The sequence below is a fragment of the Blastococcus sp. SYSU D00813 genome, assembly GCF_054050735.1.
In genome coordinates this window covers 28525-45715 of sequence record NZ_JBJGZX010000006.1, presented here as the reverse complement: position 1 = coordinate 45715, position 17191 = coordinate 28525, and the positions used below count along the sequence as shown (strand labels likewise).

At 74.9% G+C, this 17191-nt stretch carries 15 protein-coding genes; 11 read left to right on the top strand and 4 right to left on the bottom strand.

From position 1 onward, the window contains the following. Positions 1-3: 3 nt before the first annotated feature. The 4 genes from ACI8AX_RS05975 (at position 4) to ACI8AX_RS05960 (ending at position 3419) form a co-directional block, all read left to right on the top strand. Complete coding sequence (locus ACI8AX_RS05975) at positions 4-1131, top strand: PhoH family protein (RefSeq protein WP_456548870.1); 1128 nt, start codon at positions 4-6, stop codon at positions 1129-1131. Positions 1132-1136: 5 nt separating this feature from the next. Then, complete coding sequence (gene ybeY, locus ACI8AX_RS05970) at positions 1137-1640, top strand: rRNA maturation RNase YbeY (protein ID WP_456548869.1); 504 nt, start codon at positions 1137-1139, stop codon at positions 1638-1640. A 7-nt stretch (positions 1641-1647) separates the two neighbouring features. Further along, entirely contained in the window at positions 1648-3000 is a 1353-nt protein-coding gene (locus tag ACI8AX_RS05965; RefSeq protein WP_456548868.1) for a hemolysin family protein, read from the top strand. Positions 3001-3086: 86 nt separating this feature from the next. After that, positions 3087-3419 (top strand): cytidine deaminase, encoded by a 333-nt coding sequence (locus tag ACI8AX_RS05960; protein ID WP_456548867.1) that lies wholly within the window; start codon positions 3087-3089, stop codon positions 3417-3419. A 16-nt stretch (positions 3420-3435) separates the two neighbouring features. Here ACI8AX_RS05960 and ACI8AX_RS05955 read toward each other — a convergent pair whose 3' ends face one another. Next, entirely contained in the window at positions 3436-4002 is a 567-nt protein-coding gene (locus ACI8AX_RS05955) for a hypothetical protein (protein ID WP_456548866.1), read from the bottom strand. A gap of 73 nt (positions 4003-4075) precedes the next feature. On the opposite strand from ACI8AX_RS05955, the gene era reads away from it, so the two are divergent. Genes era through ACI8AX_RS05940 form a run of 3 tightly spaced genes read left to right on the top strand, consistent with a single transcriptional unit; the run spans position 4076 to position 6513 of the window. Next, positions 4076-4990 (top strand): GTPase Era, encoded by a 915-nt coding sequence (gene era, locus ACI8AX_RS05950; RefSeq protein ID WP_456548865.1) that lies wholly within the window; start codon positions 4076-4078, stop codon positions 4988-4990. Further along, a complete protein-coding gene (gene recO / locus ACI8AX_RS05945; RefSeq protein ID WP_456548864.1) occupies positions 4991-5737 on the top strand; it encodes a DNA repair protein RecO in 747 nt (248 codons plus the stop codon). Next, positions 5734-6513 carry an isoprenyl transferase gene (locus ACI8AX_RS05940; RefSeq protein WP_456548863.1) on the top strand — a complete coding sequence of 260 codons (780 nt, stop codon included), beginning with the start codon at positions 5734-5736 and terminating at the stop codon, positions 6511-6513. The genes recO and ACI8AX_RS05940 overlap by 4 nt, the downstream gene beginning before the upstream one ends. An 85-nt stretch (positions 6514-6598) precedes the next feature. Here ACI8AX_RS05940 and ACI8AX_RS05935 read toward each other — a convergent pair whose 3' ends face one another. Continuing rightward, positions 6599-8269, bottom strand: a complete 1671-nt coding sequence (locus ACI8AX_RS05935; RefSeq protein WP_456548862.1) for a serine/threonine-protein kinase — start codon at positions 8267-8269, stop codon at positions 6599-6601. Between the two features lie 245 nt (positions 8270-8514). Between ACI8AX_RS05935 and ACI8AX_RS05930 the strand changes: the two genes are divergently transcribed. The 3 genes from ACI8AX_RS05930 to ACI8AX_RS05920 are packed head-to-tail and all read left to right on the top strand — an operon-like array spanning position 8515 to position 12103. Continuing rightward, the gene (locus ACI8AX_RS05930) at positions 8515-10044 is read left to right on the top strand and encodes a hypothetical protein (RefSeq protein ID WP_456548861.1); all 1530 of its coding nucleotides are present in this window, start codon (positions 8515-8517) and stop codon (positions 10042-10044) included. A 56-nt stretch (positions 10045-10100) separates the two neighbouring features. After that, the gene (locus tag ACI8AX_RS05925) at positions 10101-10535 is read left to right on the top strand and encodes a hypothetical protein (protein WP_456548860.1); all 435 of its coding nucleotides are present in this window, start codon (positions 10101-10103) and stop codon (positions 10533-10535) included. Further along, entirely contained in the window at positions 10535-12103 is a 1569-nt protein-coding gene (locus tag ACI8AX_RS05920) for an FHA domain-containing protein (RefSeq protein ID WP_456548859.1), read from the top strand. The genes ACI8AX_RS05925 and ACI8AX_RS05920 overlap by 1 nt, the downstream gene beginning before the upstream one ends. A 354-nt stretch (positions 12104-12457) precedes the next feature. Here ACI8AX_RS05920 and ACI8AX_RS05915 read toward each other — a convergent pair whose 3' ends face one another. Next, positions 12458-14551, bottom strand: a complete 2094-nt coding sequence (locus ACI8AX_RS05915) for a cation:proton antiporter (RefSeq protein WP_456548858.1) — start codon at positions 14549-14551, stop codon at positions 12458-12460. A gap of 277 nt (positions 14552-14828) precedes the next feature. Between ACI8AX_RS05915 and ACI8AX_RS05910 the strand changes: the two genes are divergently transcribed. Continuing rightward, positions 14829-15671 carry a protein kinase domain-containing protein gene (locus tag ACI8AX_RS05910; protein ID WP_456548857.1) on the top strand — a complete coding sequence of 281 codons (843 nt, stop codon included), beginning with the start codon at positions 14829-14831 and terminating at the stop codon, positions 15669-15671. Positions 15672-15748: 77 nt separating this feature from the next. On the opposite strand, the gene ACI8AX_RS05905 is transcribed toward ACI8AX_RS05910, so the two are convergent. Further along, on the bottom strand, positions 15749-17107 hold the full coding sequence (locus ACI8AX_RS05905; RefSeq protein WP_456548856.1) for a serine/threonine-protein kinase: 1359 nt from the start codon (positions 17105-17107) through the stop codon (positions 15749-15751). Positions 17108-17191 lie beyond the last annotated feature (84 nt).

The following is a 17191-nucleotide window of genomic DNA, read 5'->3' as shown; positions in this document are numbered from 1 at the left end:
CCCGTGCCGGGAGCCCCCACGTCGCGTGAGGCCTCGGCCTCCGCCGCCGCGGTGGACGGCGGCGCGGGCGCGTCGGCTCTGGCGGGCAGCGCGCCCGCACCCGTCCGCACCACCATCACCGTCCCCGAGAGCGTCTCCATGGTGGGGCTGCTCGGCTCCGGGGACGAGCTGCTCCGGCTGGTCGAGGCCGAGGTCGTCGCCGACGTGCACGTCCGCGGCAACGAGATCTCGGTGACCGGCCAGCCGGCCGACAACGCCTTCGCCGTCCGCGTCTTCGACGAGCTGATCGCGCTGCTGGGCACCGGCCAGGCGCTGCGGCCCGACTCGGTCCGCCGGGTCATCGGCATGCTGCGCAGCGGCGGCGCCGAGCGGCCGGCCGAGGTGCTCAGCCTCGACATCATCAGCCGCCGGGGCCGCACCATCCGGCCCAAGACGCTGAACCAGAAGCGCTACGTCGACGCGATCGACGCGCACACGATCGTCTTCGGCATCGGCCCGGCCGGTACCGGTAAGACCTACCTGGCGATGGCCAAGGCCGTGCAGGCGCTGCAGACCAAGCAGGTCAACCGGATCATCCTCACCCGGCCCGCGGTCGAGGCCGGCGAGCGGCTCGGCTACCTGCCCGGGACCCTCTCGGAGAAGATCGACCCCTACCTGCGGCCGCTGTACGACGCGCTGCACGACATGGTCGACCCCGAGTCGATCCCGCGGCTGATGGCGGCCGGGACCATCGAGGTCGCGCCGCTGGCCTACATGCGCGGCCGCACGCTGAACGACGCGTTCGTCATCCTCGACGAGGCGCAGAACACCACGGCCGAGCAGATGAAGATGTTCCTCACCCGGCTCGGGTTCGGCTCGAAGATCGTGGTCACCGGCGACATCACGCAGGTCGACCTCCCGGGCGGCGCGCAGAGCGGCCTGCGGGTGGTGCGGGAGATCCTCGACGGCGTCGAGGACGTCCACTTCGCCAACCTGACCAGCTCCGACGTCGTCCGGCACCGGCTGGTCGGCGACATCGTCGACGCCTACGAGCGCTGGGACGCCGCGCACCAGCAGTCGTCGGCACGTCCGGCCGGCCCGGCGCAGGGCGGCCGGACGGTCGGCAACCGACCGCGCCGGCAGGGGAGCTGACGGCCGTGCCCGTCGAGGTGGCCAACGAGTCCGAGATCGCCGTCGACGAGGCCGAGCTGGCCGGCATCTGCCGGTTCGTCCTGGCCGAGATGGGCGTGAACCCGATGGCCGAGCTGTCGGTGCTGTGCGTGGACCCCGAGTACATGGCGACCCTGCACGAGCGGTGGATGGGCGAGAAGGGCCCCACCGACGTGCTCGCGTTCCCCATGGACGAGCTCGACACCTCCCGGCCCGACGACCCGGAGCCGGGGCCCGCGCTGCTCGGCGACGTCGTCCTGTGCCCGTCGGTCGCCGTCCGCCAGGCCCGCGCCGCCGGCCACACGATGGACGACGAACTGGTGCTGCTGGCCACCCACGGCGTGCTGCACATCCTGGGCTACGACCACATGGAGCCCGAGGAGGAGAAGGAGATGTTCGGCCTGCAGGCCAAGCTCCTCGACGCCTGGCGCTCGGCCCCCCGGCAGCCGGTCACCGGGGAGCCCGCCGAGCGGGAGCCCCGCTCCCGGTGAGGCCGCGATGACCTCCTCCCAGATCGTGCTGCTGGTGGTCGCCGTCCTGCTGGTCCCGCTGGCCGGCCTGTTCGGCGCGATGGACGCCGCGCTGCAGCGGGTCTCCGCCGCGCGGGTGCAGGAGATGCGCCGGGAGGGCACCAAGCGGGCGGGCGCGCTCGAGCAGGTCCTCGAGGAGCGCGCGCGGCACGTGTCGCTGCTCCTGCTGCTGCGGATCCTCTGCGAGATGGTCGCCGCGGTCGTGGTGACCGTCGTCCTCTACGAGCTGTGGGGCAGCGGCTGGCAGGCGGTGCTCACCGCCGCCGGGATCATGACCGTCGTCAGCTACGTGCTGGTCGGCGTCGGCCCGCGCACCCTCGGCCGCCAGCACGCCTACGGCACCGCGCTGGCCACCGCCGGCGTCGTCCGGGTGCTCGGCCGGGTGCTCGGCCCGGTGGCCACCCTGCTGATCCTCGTGGGGAACGCGATCACGCCCGGCCGCGGCTTCCGCGACGGGCCGTTCTCCTCCGAGGTCGAGCTGCGCGAGCTGGTCGACATGGCCGAGGAGCGCGGCGTCGTGGAGTCCGGCGAGCGGAACATGATCCACTCGGTCTTCGAGCTGGGCGACACCATCGCCCGCGAGGTCATGGTGCCGCGCACCGACGTCGTCTACATCGAGCGCAGCAAGACCGTCCGGCAGGCGCTGGCGCTCGCGCTGCGCAGCGGCTTCAGCCGCATCCCGGTCATCGGCGAGAACGTGGACGACGTCGTCGGGGTCGTCTACCTCAAGGACCTGGTCCGCCGCTCGCAGAACCTCGGCGACGGCCGCGGCCCGCGGGTCGAGGAGCTGATGCGCCCGCCGACGTTCGTCCCGGAGTCCAAGCCGGTCGACGAGCTGCTGCGCGACATGCAGGCGCAGCGCATCCACATCGCGATCGTGGTCGACGAGTACGGCGGCTTCGCCGGCCTGGTCACCATCGAGGACATCCTCGAGGAGATCGTCGGCGAGATCGCCGACGAGCACGACGCCTTCCAGCGGCCGCCGGTCGAGGAGCTGCCCGACGGCTCGATGCGGGTCACCGCCCGGCTGCCGGTGGAGGACCTCGCCGAGCTGTTCTCCGTCGAGCTCCCGGCCGACGAGGGCGTCGAGACCGTGGGCGGGCTGCTCGCCCGCGAGCTCGGGATGGTCCCGATCGAGGGCTCCGCGACGGAGGTCGGCGGCCTGCGGCTGGTCGCCGAGAGCACCGGCGGACGGCGGAACCGGATCGACACGCTGCTGGTCTGCCGGGTGCCCGAGCCGGGCGCCGACGACGAGGCGGAGCCGGCCCGGCCGTCGGGAGCCACCCGCGCCGAGCAGCCGGCCGGCGTCGGGGAAGGCTGAGGGAGGACCCTCCAGCCCCCACCGCTCGCAGGCTCGCGGCGGGCCCCTGCGGGAGGGCCGGCCGGTCGATGGGCGAGGATGTCCCGGTGCCGGATCTCCAGCCCGAGGACGCCAAGCTCGTCACGCTCGCCCGCTCCGCGCTGGGCCGCACCGGCGCGCCGGAGGGGGCGGCGGTCCGCGACACCGACGGCCGCACCTACCTGGCGGCCACGGTGGACCTGCCCTCGCTGAAGCTGTCCGCGCTCCAGGCGGCCGTCGCCGCCGCCGTCTCGAGCGGGGTGACCGGGCTGGAGGCGGCGGCGATCGTGTCCTCCTCCGACGCCGTCGAGCAGGAGGGTCTGGCCGCCGTCCACGACCTGACGCCGTCCGCCCCGGTGTACCTCGCCGGCCCCGACGGGACGCTGCGCACCACCGCCTGAGCGGGCGCCGCGGGGTTCAGTCCAGCGCCTCGGTGAACGCCCCGGGGTCGCGCGCCCAGTAGGTGACGGCCCGCTCCGCACCGTCGTCCGCGGCGTACCGGACGGACACGCGGGACCGCCCCGGGAACCACCGGCCGGGGCGCGCCGCCGCCGGCCAGTCCGCCGGGGGCCGGCCGAGGTGGACCTCCCGGACCTGTGCCAGCGCCACGACGTCCGCGGCGTCCGGGCGGGTGCCGGCGGTGTGCGTGGACAGACCGTGGTCGGAGACCGTGGTCCGCCGGGTGTTGAGCACCACCACGAGCAGGCCGGCGCCCACCGCCCACGGCAGCTCGTCGCGCACCTCGCCCCACCCGCCGCTCCAGCCGAACAGCGCCAGCCAGCCGACGGCGAGCGCGGCGGCCAGCGCGAGCGGCACCGGGCCCGGCGCCTCGTACTGCCAGTAGCGCAGCGGCTGGGGGACGACGGTCGCCGAGCGCCGCGGGCCCCACCCGGCCACGAACCGGTACCCGCGGACCTGCTCCACGTGCTGCCGCCGCTGCCCGGCCCACGCCGCCGACGACCCGCGCCGCCCTCGTCCCGCCACGTCGCCATCCTCGCGCGCCGGCCGGGCGGCCCGGTCGCGCGGCCCTGTCGGTCGGCAGTGGGAGACTGGACCGGTGAGCACGCCGGAGCAGCCGCACCGCAGCGGCTTCGCCTGCCTGGTGGGCCGCCCCAACGCGGGCAAGACCACGCTGACCAACGCGATGGTCGGCGAGAAGGTCGGCATCGTCAGCAACCGCCCGCAGACCACCCGGCACGCCATCCGCGGCGTCGTGCACCGGCCCGGCGGCCAGTTGGTGCTGGTCGACACCCCCGGCCTGCACAAGCCGAAGAGCCTGCTGGGGCGGCGGCTGAACGACGTCGTCCGCGACACCCTGTCCGACGTCGATGTCGTGGTGTTCTGCGTGCCGGCCGACCAGCCCGTCGGCAGCGGCGACGCGTTCATCGCCCGCCAGCTGAAGGAGGTGACGGCGCCCAAGGTCGTCGTCGTCACCAAGACCGACGCGGCGAGCAAGAAGCAGGTGGCCGAGCAGCTGGTGGCCGCCAGCCGGCTCGTTGAGGCCGCCGAGGTGGTGCCGGTGAGCGCCGTGCGCGGTGACCAGGTCGAGCTGCTGGAGGACCTGCTGGTCGGCCTCCTGCCCGAGGGCCCGCCGCTGTACCCGCAGGAGCAGACCACCGACGAGGACGTCGAGCGGCAGCTGGCCGAGCTGGTCCGCGAGGCCGCGCTGGAGAAGGTGTTCCAGGAGGTGCCGCACTCGCTCGCGGTCACCATCGAGGAGATGAACCGCCGCCCGGACCCCAAGCGCGCCGGCGGCGAGCTGGTCGAGGTGCACGCGCTGCTGCACTGCGAGCGGCCCAGCCAGAAGCCGATGCTGCTGGGGAAGGGCGGGTCGGTCATCAAGGCGATCGGCACCGAGGCCCGTGCCGGCATGGAGACCCTGCTCGACGCCCGCGTCCACCTCGACCTGCACGTCACCGTGCTCGGCGAGTGGCAGGACGACCCGAAGAAGCTGAACCGGCTGGGCTACTGAGTGAGCACCACACCGCAGTCGCTGTACCGCGACGAGGGCGTCGTCCTGCGCACCCAGAAGCTGGGGGAGGCCGACCGCATCGTCACGGTCCTCACCCGCCGGCACGGCAAGGTCCGGGCGGTGGCCAAGGGCGTGCGCCGCACGAAGAGCAAGTTCGGCGCCCGGCTGGAGCCGTTCAGCCACGTCGACCTGCAGCTGTACACCGGGCGCACGCTCGACGTGGTCAGCCAGGCCGAGTCGATCCGCGCGTACGGGCAGGCGGTGGTCGCCGACTACCCGGCCTACACCGCCGGCACCGCCGTCCTGGAGACCGCCGACCGGCTGACCGCGGAGGAGAAGGAGCCCTCCCTGCGGATGTTCCTGCTCGTCATCGGCGCGCTGCGGGCGCTGTCCGAGCGCACCCACCCCGCGCCGCTGGTGCTCGACGCCTTCCTGCTGCGCGCGATGTCGGTGGCCGGCTGGGAGCCGGCGCTGACCGCCTGCGCCCGCTGCGGCGAGGACGGCCCGCACCGGCACTTCTCCGTGCCCGCCGGGGGCTCGGTCTGCCGCGACTGCCGCCCGACCGGCTCGGCCATGCCCAACCCGGTCACCCTCGAGCTGCTGGAGGCGCTGCTGTCCGGCGACTGGGAGCGCGCCGAGGCCAGCGAGACCGCGCAGCGCCGGGAGGGCAGCGGCCTGGTCGCCGCCCTGCTGCAGTGGCACCTCGAGCGCGGCCTGCGCTCGCTCGCCCTGGTCGACCGGTCGTGAGGCGCACCGCCGCGCGGCGCGAGGTGAAGCCGCCGAACCCGCACCCGTCCGGCGTCCGGCCGCCCGACCTCCCCGCGGACAAGGTCCCCGGCCACGTGGCGATCGTCATGGACGGCAACGGCCGCTGGGCCAAGCAGCGCGGCCTGCCGCGCACCGCCGGGCACGAGGCGGGGGAGTCCTCGCTGTTCGACTGCGTCGAGGGCGCGATCGAGCTGGGCATCAAGGCGATCAGCGCCTACGCCTTCTCCACCGAGAACTGGCGGCGCAGCCCCGAGGAGGTCCGCTTCCTGATGGGCTTCAACCGCGACGTCATCCGCCGCCGCCGCGACGAGATGCACGAGCTCGGGGTCCGGGTGCGCTGGGCCGGCCGCCGCCCGCGGCTCTGGCGCAGCGTGATCAACGAGCTCGAGGTCGCCGAGGAGCTCACGAAGGACAACGACGTCCTCACGCTGACCATGTGCGTGAACTACGGCGGCCGCGCCGAGATCGCCGACGCCGCCGCCGCGATCGCCCGCGACGTCGCCGCCGGCCGGCTCGACCCGGGCAAGGTCACCGAGGCCACGGTCGCCCGCTACCTCGACGAGCCCGACATGCCCGACGTCGACCTGTTCGTCCGCAGCTCCGGCGAGAACCGCACCAGCAACTTCCTGCTCTGGCAGTCGGCCTACGCCGAGTTCGTGTTCCTCGACACGCTCTGGCCGGACTTCGACCGCCGGCACCTGTGGGCCGCGTGCGAGGAGTACGCCTCCCGCCAGCGCCGGTTCGGCTCGGCTTAGGAACAGCCCGCAGGGCCTGCCGTTCGCGGCCCCGTCCGGAGGCTCGCGCCGAGCGTGCGAGGCGGGAGAGGGACGGGGTCCTTCCTCAGCCGAAGACCGTGACCTCCGGATCGGCCCACCAGTTGACCAGCTGCACGAGACCCTCGGTGCCGCCGTTGCGGATGCGGACGACCGCCTCCACCGCGTCCTCGGTCTCGGTCCAGATCAGGACGGCGTCGTTCTCCCGGTCGACGTAGCAGGCCACCTGGCCGGCGTTGCCGGCGTCGTCCTGCCACCGGCGATGGCCCTGGGACGCCGGGCAGTCGGCGCCGTTGACCAGCTCCGTGAGGTCGAGCCGCTCGACGTCCTCGCGGAACACGCGGTCGGCGGTCTCACCGTCGGGATAGAGGAAGAACCGGGAGGTGGCCGGCCCCGGCTGGGTGGCGCTGGGGCCGCAGTCGACCGCCGCGACCTCCCCGTCGTCGGCGGCCGGCGCGGGCCGGCACCCGCCCGCGTCGAAGTCCGCCGGCAGGATGGCCAGCAGGTCGTCCTGCTGCGGCCCGGCCACCGGTAGGTCGGGGCGGTCCCGCGCCGCCTCGCCGCCGTCGGTCAGCAGGAGGACGGCGACGAGCGCGGCGACCAGCGCGGCCGCCGTCCACACCGCGACCACCGCCGCACGGCCCCGGCCGCGCCGTCGGCCGCCGGTCGTGGTGCTGCCGCCGGGGGGCGTGGCGCCGCCGGGCGGGGGTGGCACGCCCCCGGACCGCACCGGCTCGGGCTCCGCCGCCGGCGTGGCCGGCCCCGTGCCCGGGGAGGTGACGAACGGCTGGACCCCGACGGCGGCCGGGGGAGCGGGGACGGCGGACGGCGCCAGCCGCACGGTCCCTCCCGCGGTGCCCGGCGCGACGCTCGGGATCCGCGACGTGGACGTCAGGACCTTGCGGGCGGCCGTCGCGAGCGCACCGGCGGAGGGCCAGCGCTCCGCGGGGTCCTTGGCCAGACCCTTCGCGATCACCTCGTCCAGGCCGCGGGGCAGTTCCGGCCGGGCCGCGGACGTCGACGGGGGCGCCTCGTTCAGGTGCGCCCACATCAGCGGCGCCAGGCCGGTGACCGGGAACGGCCGCCGTCCGGTCAGGGACTCGTAGAGCACGCAGGCCAGCGAGTAGACGTCGGACCGGGCGTCGGCGGGGTGCTCGAGGAAGCGCTCGGGCGCCATGTAGTCGAAGCTGCCGACCGCCGAGCCGGCCCGCGTCAGGGCCGGCTGCCCCGGGTCGGGCATCACCGGCTGCGCGATGCCGAAGTCGACGAGGTAGACGAACTCCTCCTCGTCGTCGTCCGCGTCCTCGGCGCGCGTGCAGACCAGCACGTTGGACGGCTTCACGTCGCGGTGCACCAGGCCCTCGGCGTGCGCGGAGTCCAGGGCGTGGGCGACCTGCGAGACGATGCCCACGGCCCGGCGCGGGGCGAGCGGCCCGCGGTCGGCGATGACCGCCGAGAGGTCGGCCCCGCGGACGAGCCGCATGTCGAGGAACAGCCGGCCGTCGATGTCCCCGTAGCGGTGGATCGGCACGATGTGCGGGTCGTTGAGGCGGGCCGCGGCGTAGGCCTCGCGGCGGAACCGCTCGCGGTAGGCGGAGTCGGCGGCCAGGTCCTCGGCGAGGACCTTCAGCGCGACCCGCCGCTGGTGGTCGGTGTCGAAGGCCTCGTAGACCACGCCCATGCCGCCGCGGCCGAGCAGCCCCTCGATCCGGTAGGGACCGAACTCCCGGAACTCCACCGTCGACCTCCCCGCAGACCCGCGCAGCCGAGCTGTTCCCCACGCGCGCGGGACGAGGCGCGAGTCTAGGCGCCGGCCGGCCCTCCGGGGCCCCGGACCTGCGCGGGGACCCCGGCGGAGGACGCCCGGTTCCCCCCTCGGAGGGGTCCCGGCAACGGTTCGCCACTGCCGCGGCGGATCCCGTTGACAGGGGTGGCGGCAGCCCCCGACAGTGCAGGCTCCCCGAGCAAGGACGGAACACCCCCGTGAGCGAGAGCACGATCGCGCCCCAGCACGCCCAGCCGCCGCAGCCCGGCGACCTGAACGACCAGCTGGTCAACACCCACGTCTGGACCGACCAGATGCTGGCCGAGGCCGGCATCCCGATCATCGACGTCCCCTTCGTCACCTTCGGCGGCGGCATCGGGTCGTTCGTGACCGTGGACTACCTGCGGATCTGTGGCGTGCCGACCAGCGCGATGCGCGTGCTCACCCCGCTGAAGACGCCGTGGGAGAGCTACGAGTACCTGACGACGGTCTCCCAGATCCCGCGCGGCGAGCGGCTGCGGTCGGACTCGGCGTCCACGCCGGACAACATCTGGGGCTTCCCCAGCTACGCCCTGCGCGAGGGCCCGAAGCAGTGGTGGAACGTCTTCCTCGAGCCGATCTTCAAGCGCTACTACACGCCCAAGGCCGGGCACGCGTTCACGTCCATGGAGCGGGAGATGTACCGGATCCGGTACCCCGAGATGGTCGTGCACGGGCAGGTCCGCATGGTGCGGCGCCGCGTCGGCGGCGGGTACTTCACGATCCTCACCCCGCCCGAGGGCGCGGCCGGCACCCGCCGCATCGCCTACCGCAGCCAGTGGGTGCACGTGGCCGTCGGCTACCCGGGCCTGAAGTTCCTGCCCGACCTGCAGAAGTACCGGCAGGAGTACAACGACTTCCACAAGGTCGTGAACGCCTACGAGCCGCACGAGCACGTGTACGAGCGGCTGCACAAGCGCCCCGGCACCGTGCTCATCCGCGGCGGCGGCATCGTCGCCTCCCGCGTGCTGCAGCGCCTGATCGACGACCGCGACCAGCGCGGGCTGCAGACGCAGATCGTGCACCTGTTCCGCACCTACGTGGACAAGGCCCACGGTCCGAGCATCTTCAAGCGCCGCCGCGGCGCCGACGGCTGGGCCTACCAGGGCTTCAACTACCCGAAGTCGGTGTGGGGCGGCCAGCTCAAGCAGCAGGTCCGCAAGAGCCACGGCGAGGAGCGCGCCCGCCTCTACAAGGAGATGGGCGGCACCAACACGCCGCTGCGCAACGACTGGCTCGAGCAGCTCGACCGTGGCCGGCGCGAGGGCTGGTACCGCGTGATGATCGGCCAGATCGACAACCTGCGGCCGGTCGGCGACCTCGTCGAGGTCGCGGTGAGCAGCGACCAGGGGCCGCAGCTGGGCACCTTCGACTTCGTCATCGACTGCACCGGCCTCGAGGCCGACATCCGCGAGCACCGGGTCCTCGCCGACCTGCTCGACCACTCCGGCGCCGGCCGCAACCCGGTCGGCCGCCTCGACGTCGGCACGAACTTCGAGCTCCTGGGCACGCAGAACGGCGGCAAGATCTACGCCTCCGGCAGCGCCACCCTCGGTGGCCCGTTCCCCGGCGTGGACACCTTCTTCGGCCTGCAGATCGCCGCGCAGGAGATCGCCGACGACCTGATCAAGCAGGGCTTCGCCAAGAAGCTCGGCCCCGGCCGCTCGACCAGCCAGTGGTGGAAGTGGGTCCGCAACAAGCAGATCTGACGCCCCACCGCTCCCGACCCACCACTGCCTGACCTCACGACCCGAGAGAGACCTCTGTGCTCCCCACCCTGAACGGCCGCATCCAGACCAGGATCTTCCTGCTGGTCGTGGTCGGCGGCCTCTGGACGCTGATCATCACGCCGATCCTGCCGACCGGCGTCGGCATTGGCGCCTCCTACGGCGCCACCTTCTCCGTCCTCATCGTGACCACCGTGCTTGGCGTGCTCTGGGAGCTGCTCTACCACGCCATCCAGCAGTTCCGGTGGGAGAAGGACTGGCCGACCCTCTTCGGCTTCCTGACCGGCATCAACGAGGGGCTGCTGGTCTGGTTCCTCTTCGCCGGCGGTGCCGTCTTCTGGCACGACGGCGTCCCCGGCCCGGCGTTCGTCATCCACTTCGTGACGACGTGGATCATCGTCTGGCTGGTCGCCAACGGCCCGATGCGCGTGCCGTTCATCCACTGGCGGATCAACGGCGGGCGGCTCGTCTGATGGCCTCGCCCGTCGTCCCCTCCGCTCCCGCCCCCGCCGCCGCGGCTCCCGCGGCGGCGGTCGGTGTGCCCCCGTTCGACCAGGTCGGCGTCGCCGTCACGCCCGGCGAGGACCTCGTCGTCCGGCTGCCCGGCGTCGTGCTCGTCGTCGCCGTCGAGGCCACCGCCGCTCCCGCGCCCGCGCCCAGCGCCGGGCTGGGCGGCTGGGGCGTCACGCCGGCCGCGCCCGCGGCTGCCCCGGCCGGTGACCGCCGGCTCGGGGAGCTCGTCGGGCTGTGCCGCCGCGTCTCCGCGGCCGGCCGGCGCGCGCCGGGCCGCCGGCTGCACGAGGAGCTGCGCGCCTGGCTGCCCACCGCTCCGGAGGTGCCGTCGTTCGCCGTCGCCGCCGCGACCGAGGAGGGCCTGGCCCTCGCGCTGCTCGGGAACGGTGTCGCCGAGGTGCCCGACCTCGGGCTGCGGCTGACCAGCGCGCAGGGCGAGAACCCGCTCGCCGACGGCCGGCCCTACCTGGACCGGCTGGTCGACTGGCCGCCCGCCGCGCTGCGGCTGTCGGCGGGCAGCGCAGGCGACATGGGCCCGCACCCGCTGGCCGACCTCGAGGCCGGCGCCGTGCCCGGCGCGGCGGCGGTGCTCTCCCCGGCACCCGCTCCGGCGACGCCGGCGGTGCCGGCCCCGCCGGTGGTCACGGGCGGCACCATGATCGCGCAGCTCCCGCCGCTCCCGGTCGCCGGCCGCGTCACCACGCCACCGGTGCCGGCCCCGGTCGCGGCGGCACCGGTGCCGCCCCCGCCGGCGGTGCACGACCACGCCGGCCACGAACACGCCGGTCACGACCACGCCGGTCACGACCACGCCGGGCACGACCACGCGGGGCACGAGCACGCCGCTCCGGCGGCCGCCCAGCCGCCGGCGCCCGCCGCACCGGCGGCGCCGGTCGCTCCGCCGCCGGTGGAGCTGCCGCCGCCGGCCCGGTCGGTGTCGTTCCTGCAGCCGCCCGCCGCCGACGAGGTCGAGCCGCCGCGCGAGCCGCTGCCGGTCGTGACCGACGAGCAGCCGCCGGCCGCGCTCGCCCCCCAGGAGGAGGGCGACACCCGGCCCAAGGTCAAGGGCATCCTCTGCAAGAACGGCCACCTCAACGACCCGCGGGTGCTCTTCTGCGCGCAGTGCGGCATCCGCACCACGCAGCAGACCGCGGTCTTCGTCGAGGGCGTGCGGCCGCCGCTGGGCCTGCTGGTGTTCGACAACGGGGCCACGGTGAGCCTCGACGCCGACTACCTGCTCGGCCGCGAGCCGGAGACCGACGAGCGGGTCCGCAGCGGTGGGCACCGGCCGCTGCTGGTCGTCGACCAGACCGGCGGGGTCAGCCGGCACCACGCGGAGATCCGGCTGGAGGGCTGGGACGTCGTCCTGACCGACATCGGCTCGGCCAACGGCACCCTCTTCGCCCGGCGCGGGGAGCTGGCCTGGACGTCGCTCATCCCGGGCCAGCCGGTGCAGCTGACCCCGGGCATGACGGTGCGCATGGGCGGGCGGCAGTTCGCCTTCGAGTCCCCGCACGGCGGCTACTGAGCCCACCGGCTCCGACGGCGCCCGCGTCCCCGCTGAGGGGGCGCGGGCGCCGTCGCGTTCGGGGGTCCGCCGGGCCGGGAGGGCCACTCTGCGGGCGTGTCCGTGGGGCGGCAGCCCGGGGTGCCGGCCGGCCGCCCTGCCGGCGTCCTCCGGATCTCGCCGGGCGGATCCGGCCCGCAGCGTCGGCAACCCGCCGGGGGAGTGGGTCCCGCCGGCCGCCGGAGCCGGGCGAGGACGCGGTCCCCGAACGAACGAGGGCCCGGGCCCCCGAACGAACGGAGGGCCCGGGCGCCGGAACGGCGACGGCGCCCGCCCCCGCAGCGGGGACGGGCGCCGTCGTGGACGCCGCGGCGGTCAGGCCGGGGCGGCGCCGCTGCTGATGCCGGCGAGCGTCTCGTCCATGTCGCGGTCGCTGTCCGCGGTGCCGGCGTGGACCACGAGGACCGGCGTCAGGTCGTCGGACGCGGTGACCGCGGCTCCGGCGGGCGCCACCAGCAGCGAGGGCAGGGCGCCGGCCTCCTCCTCCGCGGCCACCAGGACCCCGGCGCGCCGCAGGGTGTCGGTGACCCCGGCGGCCCGGCGCTCGGCCCGCCAGCCGTCGCCGGCCTGCAGCTGCAGCGCGACCGACCGGCCCATCGAGGCCTGGGCCGCCAGGCGCAGCGCGGCGCGGCCGTTGGCGTCGCCCTCCTGCACCACGGACACCGGCCCGCGGGGGCTGAGCCCCGGCTCGCCCAGCTCGCCGCTCACCACGACGACGGTGCCGTGCAGGCCGGCCGGCCACGGCGCGGCGTCGGTCGAGCCCTCGGGGACGCCCCAGCCGCTGCGGACCAGCACCACGTCGGCCGCGGAGCTGGTCGCGAGATCGGCGACCTCGCTCCACGGGTCGTCGCTGAACCGGGAGGCCACGGACGCGCGGAGGCCCCGGCTCTCGACGAGGCGGGCCAGCTGCCGCAGCTCCTCGCTGGCGTTGGCCATGAGCAGCAGGTCGGCGCCCAGGCCGCTGGCGACCTCGGGCTTGGGCTGGGTCCGCTTCACGACACGGGTCAGGACCACCTGGGCGGGCGCCTCGCGGCCCACCAGGTCGCAGGCCAGGTCGACCAGGCCGGCGTCCTTCTGCGGGTCGTCGACCACGACCTGCACGGTGTAGGCGTCGGTGAGCCCCATCGCGGCCCGCTCGGCGGCCGCGATGTCGCGGTCCAGGATCCGCTTGGGGTAGATCACGTTGAGCAGCGGCGAGGCCATCACGGTCGTGACGACGGCCATGATCACCATCAGCGTGAACATGGTGCCGTCGAGGACGCCGAGCTGCAGGCCCGCGTTGAGGATGACGAGCTCGGTCAGGCCACGGGTGTTCATCAGCGCGGCCAGCGCGGTCGCCTGGCGCTTCGGCACCCGCTGCACCCGGGCGGCGGCGAAGGCGCCCACGAACTTGCCGGAGATGGCCACCAGGAGGATGAGGAACAGCTCCCAGAAGCCGGTGGCCGTGATGGCGCCGATGTCGACGTTCGAGCCGGTGATCACGAAGAAGACCGGCAGGAGCAGCAGCACGCTGACCTGCTCGAGCCGCTCGGTGACCTCGTGCGTCAGCTTGGCCGCCCGCTGCCGCGGCATGACCACGCCGAAGAGGAACGCGCCGAAGATGAAGTGGATGCCGATCTCCTCGGCGACCCACGCGCTGACCAGGATGCCGACCAGCACGAGCGCGAGCATGTCGGGCGTCAGCCGGCCGAAGCGCTCGTGGTAGGTGACCAGCAGCCGCAGCAGCGGCTTGACCACGAGGAACATCACCAGCGCGAACACGACCGAGAACGCCAGGATCTGCACGACGCCGGTGAACGAGGTGGCCGCGACGATCGCGACGACCACCGCCAGCAGCGACCACGCGAGGACGTCGTCCACGGCGGCACAGGCCAGAGCCAGCGCGCCGGTCGGGACACGGTGCATGCCCCGTTCGGTGAGGATCCGGGCGAGCACCGGGAACGCCGTGATGGACATGGCGACGCCCAGGAACAACGCGAACCCGAGGAAGCTGACCTCCTCGTCCCCCACGACGTCGTGCCGCTCGTGCAGGTAGACGGCCAGGAGCACGCCCAGGGAGAACGGCAGGACGATCGAGGCGATCGACACCGACGCCGCCACCCGCTCGCGGCCCTTGATGAACGACAGGTCGACCTCGAGACCCACCAGGAACATGAACAGCACCAGGCCCAGCTGGGCGAGCACGTTGAGGTAGGGCTTGATGTCGGTCGGGAAGAGCAGGGTGTCCAGGTCACCCGGCAGCGCGCCGAGGAGCGTCGGGCCGAGCAGGATCCCGGCGATGATCTCGCCGACGACGGCCGGCTGGCCGAGTTTCACGGCGAGGCGGCCCATGAGACGGGCCAGCACGATGATCACGGCCAGGTCCACGAAGACGTAGGCGATGACCTCGGCGATGGGACGGGCTTCCACGGTCGCTCCGGTGGGACGGTGCCGGTCCGTGCTGCCGGACCCGCGGGTGCAGGAGGAGCGACGGGGCGCCCGCCGCGGACGCCGCAGCAGGCGTCGTGCGGGCGCGGATGCTAGCCGCGGCGGAGGGCCCGTGGCGGGTTCCGGCGCGCGCCTGATCGGGCGAACCGCCGGGAGCGATCGCCTTCCCGGACGGGCCGCGCCCGTGCACACTGACCCGCTGCCGCACGGGCGGCGACCCGGCCCCGTCCGGGAGCACCACAGCTGCAGGAGGTAATGCATGGATGCCGTCGGCCTGGCTGGCGCGGCGCCTGCCACGATCGCGGACTACCAGGTGATCCGGGTCCTCGGCGAGGGCAACAACGGACGCTTCTACCTGGCCCGCCCGCCGGCGCGGCTGGGACTGCCCGACGAGTACGTCGCGGTCAAGGTCTTCACCGGCAGCCACAGCGAGCAGGCCTACGAGCGCGGGGTGCGCGAGCTGCGCGCCTTCGCCCAGGTCTCCTCCCCGTACCTGGTCCGGGTCTACGACGCGGTGCTGCAGGACAGCTTCCTGTACGCCATGGAGTACTGCCCCCTGGGCTCGCTGGCCGCGCCCGCGCGGCCGCTGAGCCGGGCGGAGGTGCTGCGGGCGGTCGCCCACGCGGCGCACGCCCTGCACGCCCTGCACGAGGCCGGCCTGACCCACGGCGACCTCAAGCCGGCCAACATCCTGCTCACCGAGGACGGCGGCAAGCTCTCCGACCTGGGCCTCGCGCGGTTCCTCACCCCGGGCGTGACGCTGACCGGCATGGCCAGCGCCGCGTCGGTGGAGTTCCTCGACCCGGCGCTGCTGCGCGGTGACCGGCCCTCCCGGGCCACCGAGGTCTTCGCCCTGGGCGCCACCCTGCACCGGGCGCTGACCGGCAACGGCCTGTACGGGGAACTGCCCGACAGCGAGCCGCTGCTGGCCATCCGCCGGGTCATGAGCGCCGAGCCGGCGCTGGCCCCGGGGCTGACCCACGAGGAGGCGGCCCTGGTCAGCGACTGCCTGGCACCGGTCGGACAGCGGCCGGCCACCGCCGAGCAGGTCGCGCAGCGCCTCGACGCGCTGGCCGCGGCCGCGCAGGGCGCGAACGCCTGAGCCCGCGCCGAGGGCCCCGTCCCGGGAGGGGCGGGGCCCTCGGCGTCAGGGGGACCGGCCGTCAGCGGGACCGGCCGTCAGCGGGGCAGGAACGCCGCGGTCTCCTCCTCGGGGAACGTCCACCACGCGTACAGCGCGTCGAGCCCGGGCTGGCCGCCGTCGATGATCACGACCCAGCCCTGTGCCCCGACGTCGTCCTGCGTCCAGGCCATGATCGCGTCGTTGTCGGCGTCGATCCAGCAGGCGATCCGGCCGGTGCGGCCGTCGTCGGTGTACGTGCCGTGGCCCTGGTCCTGCGGGCACACCTCGCCGGCGGCCAGCGGGGCCACGCCGTTGCGCTCCATGTCGGCCAGGAAGACGTCCTCGGCCGTGGCGGGGTCCTCGTAGAGGTAGAAGACCGAGTCCTCGGGGCCGGGCTGGCCGGAGGAGGAACCGCAGCCCAGGACCGCGAGCGCGCCGTCGTCGGTCGGCTCGCCGGTGTCGCAGTCCACGGCGGTCCACTCCGGCGGGATGATCGCGCGCAGCCGGTCCTCGGCCTCGGGGTCCGCCGGGGAGCCCGGCGTGGTGGCCGGCCCGGTCGGCTCGGTCGACCTCGGCGGGTCGGCGGTGGGCTCGTCGTCGTCCGAGCGGCCCACCAGCAGGACGGCGACGAGCGCCAGCGCCGCCAGGACCGCGACCGCGGCGAGCGCGACCGGGAGCAGCCGCCGGCCGCGGCGGCCCGCGGTGGCCGACGCCCCGCCGCCGGCGAGCGCGGAGCGTGCCGCGGCGGCGAGCTCCCCGGCGCTGCGGTAGCGCTCGGCGGGGTCGTCGGCCAGGCCGGTGAGGACGACGGCGTCCAGCCGCGGCGGCAGCCCGGGACGGACGGCGGACGGCGGCTGCACCTCGGGAGGGGAGGGCCGGGAGCCGGTGAGGCACTCGTGCAGCAGCCCGGCGAGCGCGGCGACGTCGTCCCGCGGGTCGGCGGGCTCCGGGGGCGGGACGCCGAGGCCGGTCAGCCGGACCGACCCGTCGGCGCCGAGCAGGACCTCGGACGCCGCGAGGGCGCCGTGCACCAGGCCGGCGGCGTGGGCGGCGTCCAGCCCGGCGGCCACCTGGTCGACCACGGACACCGCGCGGGCGGGGTCCAGCGGCCCCTCCTCGGCGAGCACCGCGGCGAGGTCCCGACCGGGCAGCGACGGCCGTTCGACGTAGAGCCGCCCGCCGACCTCGCCGGACCGGACCACGGGGACGAGGCGCGGCTCGTCGAGCCGGGCGGCGAGGTCGGCCTCGCGGCGGAACCGCTCCGCGTAGCCCGGGTCGGCCGACAGCTCCTCGGGCAGCACGTCGAGCGTGACCTCCCGGTCCTGCCCGGCGTCGGTGGCGCGCAGGCGCTCCCCCCGGGCGCCCCGGCCGAGGGGGGCCTCGACCCGGTAGGGCCCGAACTGTTCCGACTGCACTGCTGACGTCCCTCCGTGTGCCGCTGCCCGGTCGATCGTCCCCCCGGCAGCACGCGAGGAGGGCCCCGCCTCCCGTGCGGGAGA